This window comes from uncultured Bacteroides sp. (assembly GCF_949298305.1).
In the GTDB taxonomy this organism is placed as follows: Bacteria; Bacteroidota; Bacteroidia; order Bacteroidales; family Bacteroidaceae; genus Bacteroides.
The window spans coordinates 61,924-78,669 of the sequence record NZ_CASFWU010000013.1 but is presented as its reverse complement, the minus strand read 5'-3'; the positions used below and the strand labels follow the sequence as shown (position 1 = coordinate 78,669).

Sequence of the window (16,746 nt, the reverse complement as noted above, 5' to 3'; positions counted from 1 at the left end):
GGCCGCCCCCACTGCCGGGCTGCACTTCACGCCCCGCGTGCTCGATGCCTTGCGCACAAAAGGGGTTGACCTGGAGGAACTGACGCTGCACGTAGGCGCAGGCACCTTCAAGCCTGTGAAAAGCGAGGAAATCGAAGGCCACGAGATGCACACGGAGTACATCTCCGTATCGCGCGGCACAATAGAAAAGCTGATAGCCCACGACGGGCAGGCCGTGGCCGTAGGCACCACGTCGGTGCGCACGCTCGAGAGCCTCTACCACATCGGCGTCACCCTGCTGCGCAACCCTGACGCCACGGAAGAGGAGCTGCACGTCCGCCAGTGGCAACCCTACGAAATGGAAGGCGAAGCCCCCACCGCGGTCGAAGCCCTGACGGCCGTCCGCGACTATCTGAACCGTCACGGCATGGAAGCCCTGCACACCAGCACACAGATCATCATCGCCCCGGGCTACGACTACCGCATCGTCCGCGCCATGGTGACCAACTTCCACCAGCCGCAGAGCACCCTGCTGCTGCTCGTCTCGGCCTTTGTCCACAGCGACTGGCACACCATCTACGACTATGCCCTGGCCCACGACTTCCGCTTCCTGAGCTACGGGGACTCGTCGCTGCTGATACCGTAAGATATTCACCACAGAGGACACAGAATCGCACAGAGTCAATGGCTCATTCGTGCCAACTATGACAATAAAGGCATTGAAAAAACAGGGAAGTTTTTGTTCTTAGAAGAAACTTCCCTATTTTTGTAAAAAACGAAGGCTTTATGAAAAAGATGCTCTCACTCAACGAAATCTATTCGATGCTCTCCTCCCTGAGCTACGAAAACAGGAAATGGCTGGCCGACAAACTGATTACAGACCTGTCTGCCGAACAGGAGAAACCTGCGCCAATCGTCTATCCGCACATCCCGAAAGACCGCCCCATATCTTCCGAGGTAAAGGACATGGTAATAGGCACCTTGCCCGAAGGCTTTGATGTAGACCGCGAATGGGAGAAAATGTGGGAGGAGAGAGCCTTATGAAAGTATTTCTTGACACCAACGTAATCATCGATTTCTGTGCCAACCGTGCTCCATTTTGTGAGGCGGCTGCACGGATTGTAGACATGGGCTACAGAGGAGAAATCAGCCTCGTCATTTCCTCACTGACTTTTATCAACGTCGCTTATATCCTTCGCAAGGCGTTTCCTGCCGACTTGGTAATCCGTAAAATGGAGCAACTGACAAGGCTGTGTGAAATTTCTCCCATCGACGAAACAATCATCAAAGAAGCCGTTAAAAGAAGAGAAAAAGACTTTGAAGACTGTGTCCAATACCTGTCGGCCTGCCAACTACAGACAGACGTCATCCTGACACGCGACCTCACAGGATTCAATAACTTCCCTATAACCGTACAGACACCGGATGATTTTCTGGATGCCTGCTGCAATTCTTGAACCGTATTTTCATCATGAACCAAGACAACAACCAAGAAATGTTTCCCCTCGTCGACGAGGAAGGGAATATCATCGGCGCTGCCACCCGCGGCGAGTGCCATAACGGCAGCAAACCGCTGCATCCCGTCGTACACTTGCACGTATTCAACTCTCGTGGCGAACTCTATCTGCAAAAGCGTCCTGAGTGGAAAGACATCCAGCCGGGCAAGTGGGACACGGCTGTAGGCGGCCACGTCGACCTGGGTGAAAGCGTGGAGCAGGCCCTCCGCCGCGAGGTACGCGAGGAACTGGGCATCACCGACTTCACGCCCCAACAGGTGACGCACTACGTATTCGAGTCGGCCCGCGAACGCGAACTGGTTTTCACCTACAAGACGGTGTACGACGGCCCCGTCACCCCCAGCGACGAACTGGACGGCGGACGCTTCTGGCCCATCGAAGAAATCTGCGCCAATCTGGGGAAAGGTGTCTTTACGCCCAACTTCGAGGGCGAGGTGGAGAAAGTGCTTTCAATGAAGAATGAGGAATGAAGAATAAGACATAAGGTATATAAAAGAATGAAGAACCGTCCTGCACAAGGCAGGCGGTTCTTCATTCTTCATTATCAGTTCTTCAATTATTTCGCCAGTTCTTCGATTACCTTCATAATCTGCTGGCCGATTTCTTCGGCTTCTTCCTGCGTGTGAGCCTCGCTGTATACGCGGATAATCGGTTCGGTGTTGCTCTTGCGCAGGTGTACCCACTTCTCGGGGAAGTCAATCTTCACACCGTCAATGTCATTGATTTCCTCGTTCTTGTAGATTTCCTTCACCTTAGCCAAAATGGCGTCTACGTCCGTATCGGGCGTCAGGTCTACACGGTTCTTGGCCATGAAGTAAGCGGGATATGTAGCACGCAGTTCGCTCACTTTCTTGCCTTCGTGTGCCAGATGACTCAGGAAGAGGGCGATACCTACCAGGGCGTCGCGTCCGTAGTGGCTGGCCGGATAGATGACACCGCCGTTGCCTTCACCGCCGATGACGGCACCTACTTCTTTCATCTTCGTGGTAACATTCACTTCGCCTACAGCCGATGCGTAGTATTCCTGTCCGTAGCTGCGGGTTACGTCGCGCAGGGCACGGGTCGAGCTGAGGTTCGATACGGTGCTGCCCGGCGTGTGCTTCAGGATGTAGTCGGCTACGCTGACCAGCGTATATTCTTCGCCGTACATGCGTCCGTCCTCACAGATGATGGCCAGACGGTCTACGTCGGGGTCTACTACGAAAGCCACGTCGTTCTTGCCGTTCTTCATCAGATTCATGATGTCACTCAGGTTCTTCTCCAGCGGTTCGGGATTGTGCTGGAAGTCCCCTGTGGGCTCGCAATAAAGCTTCTCTACGTGCTTCACACCCAGTGCCTCGAACAACTGGGGCAGGATGATGCCGCCCACGGAGTTCACGCAGTCGATGGCTACGTGGAAGTCGGCCTTGCGGATGGCTTCTACGTCCACCAGGTCGAGAGCCAGCACGCTATCAATATGTTTCTGGTTATAAGTCAAGTCCTTGCGGTAAGTTCCGAGTTTGTCCACTTCGGCGTATTCGAAAGCCTCGGCTTCGGCAATGCGGAGCACCTCGTTGCCTTCTTCCTTGTTCAGGAATTCGCCCTTCTCGTTCAGCAGCTTCAGGGCATTCCACTGGCGGGGATTGTGCGAAGCGGTCAGGATGATGCCGCCGCTGGCGCCTTCCATCGTAACAGCCAGTTCGGTAGTCGGCGTAGAGGCCAGGTCGATGTCGACCACGTCCCATCCCATACCCATCAGGGTACCTACCACGACGTTCTTTACCATCTCGCCGGACAGGCGGGCGTCTCGGCCCACAACAATCTTATTGCTTTTAACAGTACACGTTTTGCGAATCAGAGTGGCGTATGCAGAAGTGAATTTCACGATGTCGAGCGGATTGAGTCCCTCGCCTGCACCGCCGCCAATGGTTCCGCGGATTCCAGAGATAGATTTGATTAGAGTCATAGATAAAAATTTAAATAAATGGTTAGTAGATTATTTATTTGTATATCTGATACTTTCGTATGTCATAGAAATAGGGATATACATACTGGCTGGCAGTCTGATGTCCCATCTTGGAGGGAACAATCAGCTTCACATGAGCCATGTCGCGCACATAGGAAAGAGGCACGAGCCAACCCGGCGGCACCGCCGTGCTGGAATAATAGGAAAGCATATATCCGCTGATGAAAATGCCGGCTATGGAGGAAGACGATACCGTGTAACGGAACTCATCTACCGTCTCCGGCGCATTCAGATTGGACAGTGTCGTATCTTTATCCAGAATGCTGTATTCCATGAAGCGGACCAAGACAATGTCATTGGCCTTCACCGTGTCGTTCCTGTCTTCCGAGCCTTTGTCTACAATGTTCATATAGACACCACTGGCCAGTCGGACGTACTCATTCTCGGCCGTCATGGAATCCTGCGCATAAAATTCACTTTGTGAAATCACCTTGATGCCATTCTCTTTGATAAAGTCATCAATGGCCTGATCCTCTTCTTCCAGCATTTCGGCATAGGTTTTCGTATCATCGCATGCCTGAAAAGCCACCGTAAGGACGAGCAGGGAGAAAAAGGACAATATAAGCTTCTTCATTTCTGTTGATTAATAATTTTGCACAAAAGTATTTGATTTAGCCGACAATTAAAAGCGGCAAGGCCAAAGTTCGTAACTTTTAACCTTTGTGCCAGAACTTTTTTTATCCTTTGGCATTCAGCAAAGGCTTGTATTTCTCCAAAGCCTCTTCCAGAACCTTTTTGGCTTCCTCCAGCGTACCATAAAATTCGCCGCCCGACGCATTCAGATGACCGCCTCCGCCAAAGAATTCCGCTGCCAGCTGATTGCAGGGAAACTTCCCGACCGAACGCAACGAGACCTTAATCATCGGCTTCTCGGTGTCTTCACGCAAAAAACAAGAGAACACCACCCCTTTGATGCTCAACGGGATGTTGACAAATCCTTCGCTGTCACCTCGAATATAGTTGAAGGAATCCTGCTCCTTCTTGGTCAATGTAATCAATGCTGCATGATGATCCGGATAAACCTGCATCTGGGTCAACACATGCCCCATCAGACGCAGGCGGCTTTCGGAATAAGTATTGTACACCTTACGATAGATTTCATCTTTGTCGATGCCCTTGGAAAGCAGTTCGCTGATGATGAAATAGATTTCCTGACTGTTGGAATTATAGGTAAACCCACCCGTATCGGTCATCATGCCCGTATAGATACATTCCGCACAAGGTTTGGTGATGTCACTGAAATAGCCCAGCCGGCAAATCAACCGGAATACCAGCTCGGAAGTAGACGAAATGTTAGGATGGGAAATCACGATGCGGCAGAAATCCTCGGGATAGAGATGATGATCAATCAAAATCTTCCGGGCCGGTGAAGCCAGTACGGCATCTTTCATGTTGCCAATACGGTTGATGGCGTTGAAATCCAGACAACAAATAACGTCGGCATCGGCTATCAGTTCGTCGGCAAACTCTTTGTAACGGTCATACAACAGGATATCCTTACTGCCCGGCATCCATCTGAGAAAATCGGGAAAAGCATTGGGGACTATTACGTTCACAGTCTTATCCTGTGAATTCAGAAAATGCCACAGGCCCAATGAAGAGCCGACGGCATCACCATCCGGCGACATGTGAGAAACGATAACAATTTTTTCCGAACGATCCAGCCACTTGGCAAAGTGGTCTATCTGAGCTTGTCCTATTACTTTTGTCAACATGAGCTTTATATTTTTACAATTAGAGGCGGACGAAGAGCGCTGTTCTCTCCACCCGCCAGTTTATGAAGTGACAAAAGTACTAAAAGTTCAAAAGCCAGCCAACAAGAAACAAAGGAATTATCTCTTTTTCATCACACTGTTCACTACACGAACCGATGAAACCAGCTTGTTGGTAGAAGTAAATACATCCACATTCCATACGTGCGACGAACGTCCCTTGTGAACAATGGTACCCACTGCACGCACCGTATCCCCCTCAAGGGCCGACGAAATATGATTTCCACTTACCTGCATTCCCACCACCATCTCATCAGGCTGGCACAGAATCATGGAACCCAGTCCGGCCACCGTCTCGGCCAACGCAAGCGTAGCACCTCCATGAAGCACGCCAAAAGGTTGGCGGGTACGATGATCCACCGGCATTGTAGCCTCCACACGGTCTTGCGAAGCGTAAGTGTATTGAATGCCCAAATTTCCCATCAGAGCATGGCGTGCCTGTGCATTCAGTTGGTCCAATGGAATCGTTGTGGCACGGATTTCGGCCAATATCATCTTCTCGACGGCGACTGCCACACCGTCTTCCTCATTTGTAGCGGTCACATAATCGGCACACACCTTAACCGAGTCCTCCGCATGTCCCATCGCAATTCCCATCCCGGCCAACTGGAGCATGGCCACATCGCAGGTACCGTCACCAATGGCCATCACTTCCTCACGCGTCACTCCCAGCTGTTCCATCAAGGCTCCTAACGTATTGGCTTTATCCACACCGCAGGGCACCACTTCCAAGAAATAAGGCTCGGAACGGAACACATCCAGCACGCCGTCCAGGCGTTTCTTCCAATGCTCTTCCAAACCGACCAGCGCAGCCTCGTCGTCACTGACCAGCATACATTTGCTGGGGGCAAAGTCTACAGCCGTAGAAAATTCCTCCTCCTCAATTACGCTCTGGTTGTTCAGCAAAGCCTCCGCCCGGACATGTTCGTTTTCAGGAGAGTTCGTTATGATGGTATCATCATGGTAAGTAAACAGAGCAAAGCCGTTCTTCCGGGCTTTCTTCTCAATATAGGGCAGCATCTCCGGACTGATACGGCGTTCAAACAGAATTTCCCCATTCTGGGCATTGATAATCTGGGAACCGTTATAGGAAAGGATAAATCCGCCATAATTGCCCAATTCCAGTTTTTTTGCCAACGGCAACAGTCCGTATGTCGGTCTGCCGGATGCCAACACAACACGTACACCCATTTGCTGAACTTTCAGCAAAGCGGACAAGGTACGTCTACTGATTTCCTTCGCCTCGTTAAGAAGCGTTCCGTCCACATCGAGAACCAATAATTTATACTTCATGATCGTACCGTTTTATGATGATTACTAAATGTTACAAAGATAACATTATCCGACTACTTACCCAATTTTAGCCAAATGAAAATCTTCCCTCAGATCGTAAAAAAACGTTCCTTCACATATACTAAGGAAAATGTTCACCACTCTTCCAGCACTCTGTCTTTTTCAAGAATCTTGTACGGAAGTTTCAGACGGATACAATCTTCCAGAATCTCTCTACGCTGATAAGCTGGCAAAGAAGCGTCCACCACCACTTTGCCGGCGACAAACAAAGACACCAAATCCGATACACTGCCCGAATAGCCTTTGGCCAGATAAAGATAATCGACCGGAAGAGGAGCATTGGTGACCCAATCCTCCCATCGGCCATCACTGACTATGCACACACGTTTTCCTGCATAAGACACAATCTGATTCTCTACCCACAAAGCCCCATCCGTATAATTGCCACGGACAACAACCGGAGGTTGCAAATGCATGCGGTTCCAATGGGAAGACATGGCTTGATGCAACGGACTCACATCTGCCAGGCTGTCGGTACAAACCAGCCAAGAGCGACGGCCGTCCGTCAGGCAATGAACCGCCGGGCAACCCCGTACATTGTAAAAGACAATTCCGGCACGAGGCATGGAGCAGATACGGTCGCCTGTATATAAGGAAAGAGTAATCAACAGTGCAGCCATACACCAGCAAGCATTGCGCCCCGTATGCATCCTGAAAAAACGATAGGCACACCACAAAAACAGGTAAAGCGACAACAAGACCCCAAAATCCACCCAGATGCCGTCAACCGAAGAATAGGGAAGTCTTTCAATCCAACGGAGCCCCTCATTCTGCAAGCCAAGCAACGCTTTTGTGAACGGCACCAACAGCCCCTGTAAAAAAGGGAAAGGAGTAAGTACCAGCAACAATACCGCCGAGTACATGACAAAAGCCACCAGCGGCACCACAAACAAGTTCGTCAGCAGGAAATGGGTGGAGAAACGGGAGAAATAGAAAGCAATCAAAGGTGCCACCCCTATCTGGGCGGCCACCGACACGGTCATCATCCCCCAGACCTTCCGCAAGAAAACGTTTTTCACCTTCCACACAGCATACAGCCGCGGCTGTATCAGCAGAATGGAGGCAACCGACAGAAAAGAAAGCTGGAAGCCGACGTCGAAAAGCCACAATGGATGGAAAAACAACATCAGGAAAGCGGTCGCCAACAACGAATCCAAGCTGAACACCTGCTCCGACTGGATACCAGCCAAAATCAGCAACGAGCACATCGTTACCGAACGCACCAACGAGGCAGGCAATCCGGTCAGCAGGGCAAACAGCCACAAAAGGATTATTATGAGCAACGACAGGGGAATCTTCAAATAATGCCAGCGTAACCACAGCCGCGAAAAGAAGAAAAAGAACAGACCATAGATAAATCCGATATGCAGTCCCGAAAGCGCCAATACATGACTGGCTCCTGATACGGAATAAGTCTCCACGATTTCATCGCTCAGTTCATCCTTGTCGCCCACAGTCAGGGCCGAAAGCACAGCCAGCTCATCCCCTTGGAATCCCAAACTACGGTACAAATCCACCACCTTTTCCCTCATATCCAGCGCCGCCTGGCGAAAGGAACGCGAATCACTGTGCCCGGTTTTCATCCAGTGTCCTTCGGGAACATAGGCCGTACCGCTCACGCCCCGGTGCCTCAAATAGCGGGCATAGTCAAATCCGTCGGGAATCCGACTGACCGAGGGAGGAGTCAGTTTGGCATGAACCAGCAGCCGGTCTCCCCTGCGCAAACCACGGGAAAGGGAATCTTTTGGGAAATAAAGCAAAAAGAGAGGTCGTCCGTCATTCCTCACAAACACGGTATCCTTCCATTCTCCCTCCACGACAGAACGGCACAAAATACTCCGCTCTTTTTCCTCCGGCTCCTCGCAGACCGATACCTTACAGATGACCTCCTCTTTTGAAAAGTCATAACGTACTTGTGCCAGACGATGGTCTGTAATCCAGTAGCCATAACCAAAAAAGAAGAGAAAAACCGCTCCACCGAACAGCCCCGTCCGCTCACAGCGGTAAAGCACCACCATCACTCCGCACAAAAGGCAGAAAACAAGCAGAGCAACCTCCACAGGTATATGGAGAGGAAACGCCTCCCCACATACGATTCCTCCGGCCAGTAACATCAGCGGCCGCAGGAGAGGATATTGTTGTAGGCCGCCGGAAGTCAAAGCCTCTTCAGCACACTGATTGCCTCCTCCTGATTCGGCGCCGAGAACACGGCACTGCCTGCCACCAGCGCATCAGCGCCCGCTGCCACCAGCCGGGCTCCAGTCTCCCTGTTCACGCCGCCATCTACCTCTATCAAGGCTTGCGACCCGCTTTCCCTGATGAGTTCGCGCAACTCACGTACCTTGTCAACAGAATGTTCTATGAACTTTTGCCCGCCGAATCCGGGATTGACACTCATCACCAGCACCATATAGACATCGCAGATAATGTCTTTCAGCAAAGCGACCGGAGTAGCCGGATTGATAGTCACCGCCGGTTGCATACCAGCCTCACGAATCTGCTGCACCACACGGTGCAGATGCGGACAGGCTTCGTAGTGCACATTCATCACGTGAGCTCCCAGCGCCTTTACCTCCGGAATGAACTTCTCGGGCTGCACAATCATCAGATGCACATCCAGCGGTTTGCGCGCCAGCCTGGCAACATACTTCAGGACGGGAAAGCCGAAAGAAATATTCGGCACAAACACCCCGTCCATGATGTCAATATGAATCCAGTCTGCTTCACTGCGGTTCAACATCTCGATGTCACGGCCCAGGTTGGCAAAGTCGGCCGACAGGATAGAAGGACATATAATAGGTTTCATAACAGCAACTTTGATTTAAAGGTCACACAATTACAGCGGTTATCGCCGACAGCCGACAGCCCAATCCGACTTGAGCCTGCCACCGGGACACTGCCTAATGTTTTACAAATGTACAAAGAATCTATGGAATAACCACAGAAAAGCACACATAAACGCAATCATGCCGGGAATAACTTTTCAACCTCCTGGGGGAAGGTCAAATCCGAAACTTCAATCACGAAAAATCCACTATCTTTTCAAATATAAAATACTCATCATGGAAGTCGTTTCTTCCGGAATGCAGAGAAGAGTCCCGATGAACCTTATTGAAAAACTCTACAATCTTAAACCCACATTTGTTTACATAAAAATGTATATTGCGTTTCTCAAAATAGGGCGTTATCAGACGCCATACTCGCGTCTTGGGGTATCTTTTCTCCAAACTTCGCCATATTTGAAGTCCAAGCCCCTGCCCATGTCTGTCAGGATAAATATAAAACAAATCCAACCAGTTAATTCCTGTTTGAGAGTCAATCTTGACAACGACACCCCCGACTTTCTCCCCATCTGCATATACAGCCAACGTTTCACATTGGGGATTATATAAGGACGCATCTATGTCGCTATCCGGAATAATTTCTTCCTGACTATCCGGATGCCCGAATGTTTCAATGACGGCTATGGAAAAAACATCTTTCACATCTTCCCGAAACTTAGCGTATTCTTGTTCGACAAGTTTTTTGAATGCAATATTTGCCATCTCTCTTTGATTATGTAGTCAAACGGAATTGATTTGCAATTTCAGGGGAGTTAAAAGGAATTATCCGGGAGCTAATCAGCCCATGGTTTCGGAAACCGAGCTGTTGGCTTTCAACCTCTAAAAGGCTCCTTCGGTAGAGAACACCCCAATTCTACCCTTACCCAAGTTTCGGGTTTGATATTTCACTGGAAGTTAAGAAGTTATAGAAGTTATCACTTCGCTTTGCTCTGTTAGAAGTCAAAGCCGATAGTCTTGTAATGGTTAATGATTAATGGTAAATGATTAATGAGCCGTAGAAATTCTTCGTTCTTCATTCTTCATTATCTTATCTATTGGCCTTTAACTTCTAAGCCCGCCCTGACGGAATCTCTCCCCCTTCGGGGGGAGTTGGAGGGGGCTTCCTTCTAACTCCTCTAACTCCTGCAAGTTTGGCTCCGCCGATTTTCAATTCGGTAAAAGCGAAACTTGAATACCCTTATTGTACCCTGCTATTCTCCGCCAATCGGAATCCGCGCAACAATTCATCGGTTTTCAGCCGCTTCTTGCCGGGCAACTGCAAGGAACGGATACCCACAAACCCGTCTGCGGCAGCCACGCGGAGGTAGGTCTTGCCGTCTGTCAGCAAAGTACCCGGTTCCAGCTGATGTTCCTTGTCAATCTTTTCCGTCTCAAAAACCTTCAGCACCAGCGTCTGTCCGTCCGGTTGGACCAGTTCCGTCCAGGCTGCGGGATAAGGCGAAAGTCCGCGCACAAAATCATAAATCCGCTTCACGGGCTGGTTCCAGTCAATGCGGCAGGTTTCCTTGAATATCTTCGGCGCAGGACGCAGTTCGCCGCAGGCAACCATTTGTTCTTGAGGAATGCTCTTCACCGTACCCGCCAAGATGGCATCTACCGTCTCGGTCACCAGTTTACCGCCCAGCATCATCAGTTTGTCGTGCACAATGCCTACGTCGTCCGTATCGGCTATCGGCACCCGTACCTGCTGTATCACCTCGCCCGTATCAATCTCGTGCTTCAGGAAAAAGGTGGTGATGCCTGTCTCCGTATCACCGTTGATGACAGCCCAGTTGATGGGCGCCGCTCCCCGATACTGGGGCAACAGAGAGGCATGAAGGTTGAAGGTACCCAGGCGGGGCATGTTCCACACCACCTCGGGCAGCATACGGAAAGCCACCACAATCTGCAAGTCGGCCTTCCAGGCACGCAACGCCTCCAAGAACTCCTCATTCTTCAGTTTCTCGGGCTGAAGCAGGGGCAGGTTGTGCTCCAACGCATATTGCTTCACAGGCGAGTATTGCAATTTGTGTCCGCGTCCGGCGGGTTTGTCGGGCATGGTGATGACACCTACCACATTATAACCGCCCTCCACCAGGCAACGCAAAGACTCCACCGCAAATTCGGGAGTCCCCATATAAACGATTCTCAAATCTTCTTTCTTCATATATCGAGCTTAAGTTTCTGAAACAAATTTCCACCAGGCAGTTAAGGAATTAAGAATTCAAATCTCGCAAGTTTATTAACGGGTTGCAGTTAAGGAGTTAAGCCAATACCTTTTCTTATGAATGGTAAATGGTTAATGATAAGTGATGAATAAATGCTCCATTCCTCATTCTTCATTATTTTTTGTCTTGAAATGCAATCACTCACTCCTGTCAGTCTTCCGAGAAGTGGACCAGCACCTCGCGATACGAATTGAATATCTTCGATTTGGACACAAATCCCAGATACTTTCCTTCCTCATCCACCACGGGCAGGTTCCACGCCTGGGTATCATCGAAAGCACGCATCACCTGCTCCATGCTGTCCGTATTCAGCAGCCGGGTCGGAGCAGAAGTCATCAGCTTGCCCACCGTGAAGCGGTGATAAAGCTCCTGACGGAACATGATGTTGCGTATGTCGTCCAGCACCACCACTCCAAGCAGCAGGCCTTCCTTGTCCGTCACGGGAAACATATTCCGGTGCGAAGTGGCTATGGCCTTCACCAGTTGCCCCAAGTCCATTTCAGGATGCACCGTCACAAAATCCGTCTCCACCACATTCTCCATTTTCATCAGCGTCAGCACAGCCTTGTCCTTGTGATGGGTCAGCAGTTCGCCTTTCTTGGCCAAACGCATGGAGTAGATACTGTGCGGTTCAAACACAATGATGGTCAGATAAGAACTCACGGAAACAATCATCAGCGGCAGAAACAGGTCGTAACCACCCGTCAGTTCGGCAATGAGGAAAACCCCTGTCAACGGCGCATGCATCACGCCGCTCATCACGCCAGCCATGCCCATCAGCGCGAAATTCTTCTCGGGCAGATAAGCCGTCACCTCAAATTCATTGCTGAAGTGCGAGAACACGAAGCCGGCAATACAACCCAAATAAAGCGAAGGTGCAAAGATACCGCCGCAACCGCCGCCCCCGTTGGTGGCACTCGAAGCGAACACCTTGAACAGGATAATCAGCATCAGGTAGACCAGCAACAGCTCACCGTGACCATAGAAAAAAGAGTTGTTCATCACGGTATCCCACTCCTGCGTGCTTTTGCCGTTCAGCAGCAGTTCAATCGTATCATAACCTTCACCGTAGAGCGGCGGAAAAAGGAAAATCAATATGCTCAGCATCAGTCCGCCCACCAACAGTTTCTTGTAGGGCCCTTTCAGTTTTCCAAAGACACCTTCCACCGAGTTCATGGCACGCGTGAAATAAAGAGACACCAACCCGCAGAAAACACCCAGCATAATGACATAAGGAATGCGGGAAAGCTCGAATGCCTCATCCAGATGAAACTTGAACATGGCCTCCTGCCCCGTCACTACGTAAGACACAGTGGCCGCCGTCACAGCCGAAATCAGCAGGGGCAGCAGGGAAGACATGGTCAGGTCTATCATCAGGACTTCCAGCGTGAAGACCAGTCCCGCAATCGGTGCCTTGAAAATACCGGCCACGGCACCTGCCGCGCCACACCCTACCAACAGCATCAGTGTGCGGTGCTCCATCTTGAATATATTGCCCAAGTTGGAACCGATGGCCGAACCGGTCAGCACAATCGGAGCCTCGGCTCCCACCGAACCACCAAACCCGATGGTGATGGAACTGGCTATAATGGACGACCACGTATTGTGCCTCTTGATGCGCCCCTGCCGGCGAGAAATGGCATACAGAATCTTGGTGACACCGTGGCTGATGTCATCCTTCACCACATGTCTCACAAACAGGCCCGCCAAAAAGATGCCTACTACCGGATAGACCAAGTAAAGATAGTTGGCCTCCGTCGTATCAAAATTCTCCGTCAGGAAATTCTGAATCCAGTGTATCAGGACCTTCAGAATCAGGGCGGCCAAAGCCGTAAAAATACCTACCAGGAAACTGAGTATCAAGATGAATTGCTTTTCCTTCAGGTTATTCTCGCGCCAGATGATGAAGCGCTGCAACAAACTTTTACCTCCAGCCGCCATTTCTATTCACGAATTATTTTGATGACGCCGCCCTTGTCCAGCTTGATGATGCTGGAAGGCTTCGGATGTCCCGTCTCTTCCTGACGGTAATTGACTATATAGTCCACTGCCGACTTGATTTCCTCATCTATTTCACTGAAATTGGCAGCCGAAGGCCGTCCGCTGATATTGGCCGAAGTAGAAACGATAGCCTTGCGGAACTGACGGCACAACTGCTGCGAGAAAGCCTCGCGGGTCACCCGTATGCCCACGCTTCCGTCTTCGGCCAGCAGATTGGGAGCCAGGTTGCGTGCTCCCGAATAGATGATGGTCAGCGGTTTGTCCGCCAATTCTATCAAGTCCCATGCCACCTCGGGCACATCCTGCACGTAGAAGTCCACCTTTACGGCAGAATCCACCAGCACCAGCATCGCCTTGCTGTCTGCCCGCCGCTTTATCTCGTACACACGGCGCACCGCTTCCTCGTTGGTAGCATCGCAGCCGATGCCCCACACCGTATCCGTAGGGTACAATATCACCCCGCCACGGCTCATTACCTGACAAGCTTTTTTAATTTCTTCTATCATTTTCTTGATAACTAACTCAACTATTTTACACGCAAAAGTAGTATTTTTGCGGCGAAATAAACAAAGTTTAAGAGAAAACAATGGAAGAAATTCAATTTAACCACACTTTGCCTATACAACTGCGCTTCAACGATGTTGACAAATTCGGCCACGTCAACAACACCGTCTATTTCTCTTTCTACGATTTGGGAAAAACCGAATACTTCGCTTCCGTATGTCCCCACGTCAACTGGGAGAAAGACGGCATTGTCGTCGTACATATCGACGCTGAATTTCTCTCCCAAATCTACGGCTCCGACCACATTGCCGTACAGACAGCCGTCACCCAGATAGGCAACAAAAGTTTTCACCTCGCCCAGCGGGTCATCGACCTGCAAACACGCGAAGTGAAATGCACCTGCAACTCCGTCATGGTAACTTTCGACCTCACCAAACACGAATCCAAGCCCCTGGAAGCCGACTGGATAGAAGCCATCTGCCGATACGAAGGAAAAGATTTGAGAAAAAAGAAGCAGGAAGAACCGTCCCGATAAGCTGCCCGGACATCGTGGAGGTCCCCCACCCGGATGGTAACACCCACGGAAATCGACAGCAAACTTCCATTGAAAGGGACCGCCTTTTTTTTTGAACAGACTCCGTAGTTTGGCAAACGGCCCAACACAACTTAAGTTTCGGATTCAATATTTCTCTGGTAGTTAAGAAGTTAAGGAGTTAAGCCGATACATTGTGAGCTGTTTGTTTTTCTATTGGCTTTTAACTCCTAAGCCCGCCTTGGCGGAATCTCTCCCCCTTCGGGGGGAGTTGGAGGGGGCCTCCTTCTAACTCCTCTAACTCCTGCAAGTTTGGCTTCGCCGATTTTCAATTCGGTAAAACCGAAACTTGAGAACATAATTGCAGGAACGGTGCATTTTTATCGCCATGCATGAGGGGAAAAAGAATTAAACCCGTAACTTTGGGGAAAGTTCACACATCACGCTTATGATACCGACATTTTTACAACAATACCGGGAAGCCTTCGGCAATGCCGTCCCACTGCCAGTTGCCTTCGGCTACAGCCAGACACCGGCCACAGAAGTAAGAAAAATACCGCGCTGCATGATTGGTGCTATCCGTAAGGTTTGCGAGGGCGATTCACTCACCCTGCACGCCGGCAATGTGCTATGCGGCGGAGGCAGCCTCTACACGGCCTTTGCCCCGATGCAGGAACGCATTCCCGCATTCGTGTCGGAGACGGAGCACTACAAACAGACGCCCGAGCAGGTGAAGGAATACATCCGCCAGCTGGACATCCGCCTGACGGAAAAGCCCTACCTGAACTTTGTCCGCATGGACCGCCTGTCCACGCTCGACGAAGTGGAAGGCATCCTGTTCTTCGCCACCCCCGACCAGCTCTCGGGCCTGTGCTCGTGGGCGTTTTACGACAACGATGCCGACAACGCCGTCTGCACCCGGTTTGCATCGGGGTGTTGCAGCATCGTGACCTTTGCCGTGCAAGAGAACCGGAGGCAGGGCCGGAGCTGCTTCATCGGCGTGCTCGACCCCTCTGCCCGCCCGCTGGTGCCGGCCAACGAGCTGACGTTCGTGATACCCACGCACCGTTTCCGGGAAATGGCACAGACCATGGAGCACTCCGCCCTGTTCCGGAAGGCATACAGCATCGTAAAGAAACGAATCAACGGAGAGATTGGAAAATGAGAAAAGAGCTGTTACATTCCTGCCCCGAGCTGATTGACTATGTCAACGAGATAGGTTTCCTGCCTCTGCTCAGCATGGGCATTGCCGGCTGGTCGGCCGAAGAAGTAACGGACGAAGATTGCCAGTACACCCGACTGCCCGACGGCGGATGGGAATGGCCGTTGTGGGAGTGGAAAGGCTCCGTGTTGCAGGAAAGCGGATGTGCCTACGGCAAGTTCTTCGACCGCAAGGCAGCGTTTATCAGCCACGAGTGGTGGCCCGACTTCTGCAACTATCGCCGAAGCATCTGTCCCCGTCCGGAAGAAGACAGCATCGAAGAAAGCATCCTTGACGCGCTGAAAAGCGAAGGCAGCCTCATTACGCGTGAGCTGCGTGCCGCATGCGGCTTCACCGGCCCCAAAATGCGGGGCAAGTTCGATGCCTACCTGAAACGACTGGAAATGGGCGGCTACATCGTAACGGAAGACTTCGTCTATCCTCACGACCGCCACGGACGGGAGTATGGCTGGGGCTGGTCTCTGCTCACCACCCCCGAAGCCCGCTTCGGACGCGAGGCTTGCCACCCCGACCGCACCCCACAGGAGTCGCGCGAACGAATGCTCACCCACTTCCGGAAGATACTGCCGGACACCCCCGAAGAAGTATTGAACTTTCTGCTCAAATGAAGCGGACCCATATATGCCATACCTTTATCAGTACTGAAGGGACATGACACTGTACCCTTCACAAGCTGTGTGAAGGTTGTCGCGTGAAGGTTCACCGTAATCCACTCGTTTTAAAGCGGTTCCGTTGAAAGCAGAGAATATTTCACGGAAAGACGCAACCTGATTCAGGAAAACACACCGAAAATCGGATAATCCGCGGTGAA

17 protein-coding genes are annotated in these 16,746 nt (G+C 51.0%); 7 read left to right on the top strand and 10 right to left on the bottom strand.

The genetic code is table 11. From position 1 onward, the window contains the following. The 4 genes from Q1Y74_RS03095 to Q1Y74_RS03080 all read left to right on the top strand — a co-directional run. Nucleotides 1-625, top strand: a 625-nt coding sequence (locus Q1Y74_RS03095) for an S-adenosylmethionine:tRNA ribosyltransferase-isomerase (protein ID WP_300812261.1), incomplete at its 5' end; no start/stop codon positions are given. A 140-nt stretch (nt 626-765) separates the two neighbouring features. After that, nucleotides 766-1,023, top strand: a complete 258-nt coding sequence (locus Q1Y74_RS03090; protein WP_300812260.1) for a hypothetical protein — start codon at nt 766-768, stop codon at nt 1,021-1,023. Continuing rightward, nucleotides 1,020-1,436 (top strand): PIN domain-containing protein, encoded by a 417-nt coding sequence (locus Q1Y74_RS03085; RefSeq protein ID WP_300812259.1) that lies wholly within the window; start codon nt 1,020-1,022, stop codon nt 1,434-1,436. The genes Q1Y74_RS03090 and Q1Y74_RS03085 overlap by 4 nt, the downstream gene beginning before the upstream one ends. 14 nt (nt 1,437-1,450) lie before the next feature. Beyond that, nucleotides 1,451-1,966 carry an NUDIX domain-containing protein gene (locus Q1Y74_RS03080; RefSeq protein ID WP_300812258.1) on the top strand — a complete coding sequence of 172 codons (516 nt, stop codon included), beginning with the start codon at nt 1,451-1,453 and terminating at the stop codon, nt 1,964-1,966. 86 nt (nt 1,967-2,052) lie between these two features. Here Q1Y74_RS03080 and glmM read toward each other — a convergent pair whose 3' ends face one another. The 10 genes from glmM to Q1Y74_RS03030 all read right to left on the bottom strand — a co-directional run bounded on the left by glmM (nt 2,053) and on the right by Q1Y74_RS03030 (nt 14,183). Further along, nucleotides 2,053-3,441: a phosphoglucosamine mutase gene (gene glmM / locus Q1Y74_RS03075; RefSeq protein ID WP_300812257.1), complete on the bottom strand. Its 1,389-nt coding sequence runs from the start codon at nt 3,439-3,441 to the stop codon at nt 2,053-2,055. Nucleotides 3,442-3,475: 34 nt separating this feature from the next. Then, a complete protein-coding gene (locus Q1Y74_RS03070) occupies nt 3,476-4,075 on the bottom strand; it encodes a DUF4827 domain-containing protein (protein ID WP_300812256.1) in 600 nt (199 codons plus the stop codon). Nucleotides 4,076-4,178: 103 nt separating this feature from the next. Then, a complete protein-coding gene (locus tag Q1Y74_RS03065; RefSeq protein WP_300812255.1) occupies nt 4,179-5,216 on the bottom strand; it encodes a bifunctional oligoribonuclease/PAP phosphatase NrnA in 1,038 nt (345 codons plus the stop codon). 117 nt (nt 5,217-5,333) lie between these two features. Beyond that, on the bottom strand, nt 5,334-6,566 hold the full coding sequence (locus Q1Y74_RS03060; protein ID WP_300812254.1) for a Cof-type HAD-IIB family hydrolase: 1,233 nt from the start codon (nt 6,564-6,566) through the stop codon (nt 5,334-5,336). Between the two features lie 134 nt (nt 6,567-6,700). Further along, a complete protein-coding gene (locus Q1Y74_RS03055) occupies nt 6,701-8,686 on the bottom strand; it encodes a ComEC/Rec2 family competence protein (protein ID WP_366914072.1) in 1,986 nt (661 codons plus the stop codon). Between the two features lie 95 nt (nt 8,687-8,781). Beyond that, entirely contained in the window at nt 8,782-9,432 is a 651-nt protein-coding gene (gene rpe, locus Q1Y74_RS03050) for a ribulose-phosphate 3-epimerase (RefSeq protein WP_300812252.1), read from the bottom strand. A 214-nt stretch (nt 9,433-9,646) separates the two neighbouring features. Continuing rightward, the gene (locus Q1Y74_RS03045; RefSeq protein ID WP_300812251.1) at nt 9,647-10,171 is read right to left on the bottom strand and encodes a GNAT family N-acetyltransferase; all 525 of its coding nucleotides are present in this window, start codon (nt 10,169-10,171) and stop codon (nt 9,647-9,649) included. 475 nt (nt 10,172-10,646) lie between these two features. Further along, the gene (gene fmt / locus Q1Y74_RS03040) at nt 10,647-11,615 is read right to left on the bottom strand and encodes a methionyl-tRNA formyltransferase (RefSeq protein WP_300812250.1); all 969 of its coding nucleotides are present in this window, start codon (nt 11,613-11,615) and stop codon (nt 10,647-10,649) included. A 211-nt stretch (nt 11,616-11,826) separates the two neighbouring features. Continuing rightward, complete coding sequence (locus Q1Y74_RS03035) at nt 11,827-13,617, bottom strand: chloride channel protein (RefSeq protein ID WP_300812249.1); 1,791 nt, start codon at nt 13,615-13,617, stop codon at nt 11,827-11,829. 2 nt (nt 13,618-13,619) lie between these two features. After that, nucleotides 13,620-14,183, bottom strand: coding sequence for an L-threonylcarbamoyladenylate synthase (locus tag Q1Y74_RS03030; protein ID WP_300812248.1), 564 nt, complete (start codon nt 14,181-14,183; stop codon nt 13,620-13,622). Nucleotides 14,184-14,263: 80 nt separating this feature from the next. On the opposite strand from Q1Y74_RS03030, the gene Q1Y74_RS03025 reads away from it, so the two are divergent. The 3 genes from Q1Y74_RS03025 (at nt 14,264) to Q1Y74_RS03015 (ending at nt 16,543) form a co-directional block, all read left to right on the top strand. Continuing rightward, nucleotides 14,264-14,716 carry a thioesterase family protein gene (locus tag Q1Y74_RS03025; RefSeq protein ID WP_300812247.1) on the top strand — a complete coding sequence of 151 codons (453 nt, stop codon included), beginning with the start codon at nt 14,264-14,266 and terminating at the stop codon, nt 14,714-14,716. A gap of 445 nt (nt 14,717-15,161) precedes the next feature. Then, nucleotides 15,162-15,878, top strand: a complete 717-nt coding sequence (locus Q1Y74_RS03020; RefSeq protein ID WP_300812246.1) for a DUF169 domain-containing protein — start codon at nt 15,162-15,164, stop codon at nt 15,876-15,878. Then, complete coding sequence (locus Q1Y74_RS03015) at nt 15,875-16,543, top strand: hypothetical protein (protein ID WP_300812245.1); 669 nt, start codon at nt 15,875-15,877, stop codon at nt 16,541-16,543. Before Q1Y74_RS03020 ends, Q1Y74_RS03015 begins: the two co-directional genes overlap by 4 nt. Nucleotides 16,544-16,746 lie beyond the last annotated feature (203 nt).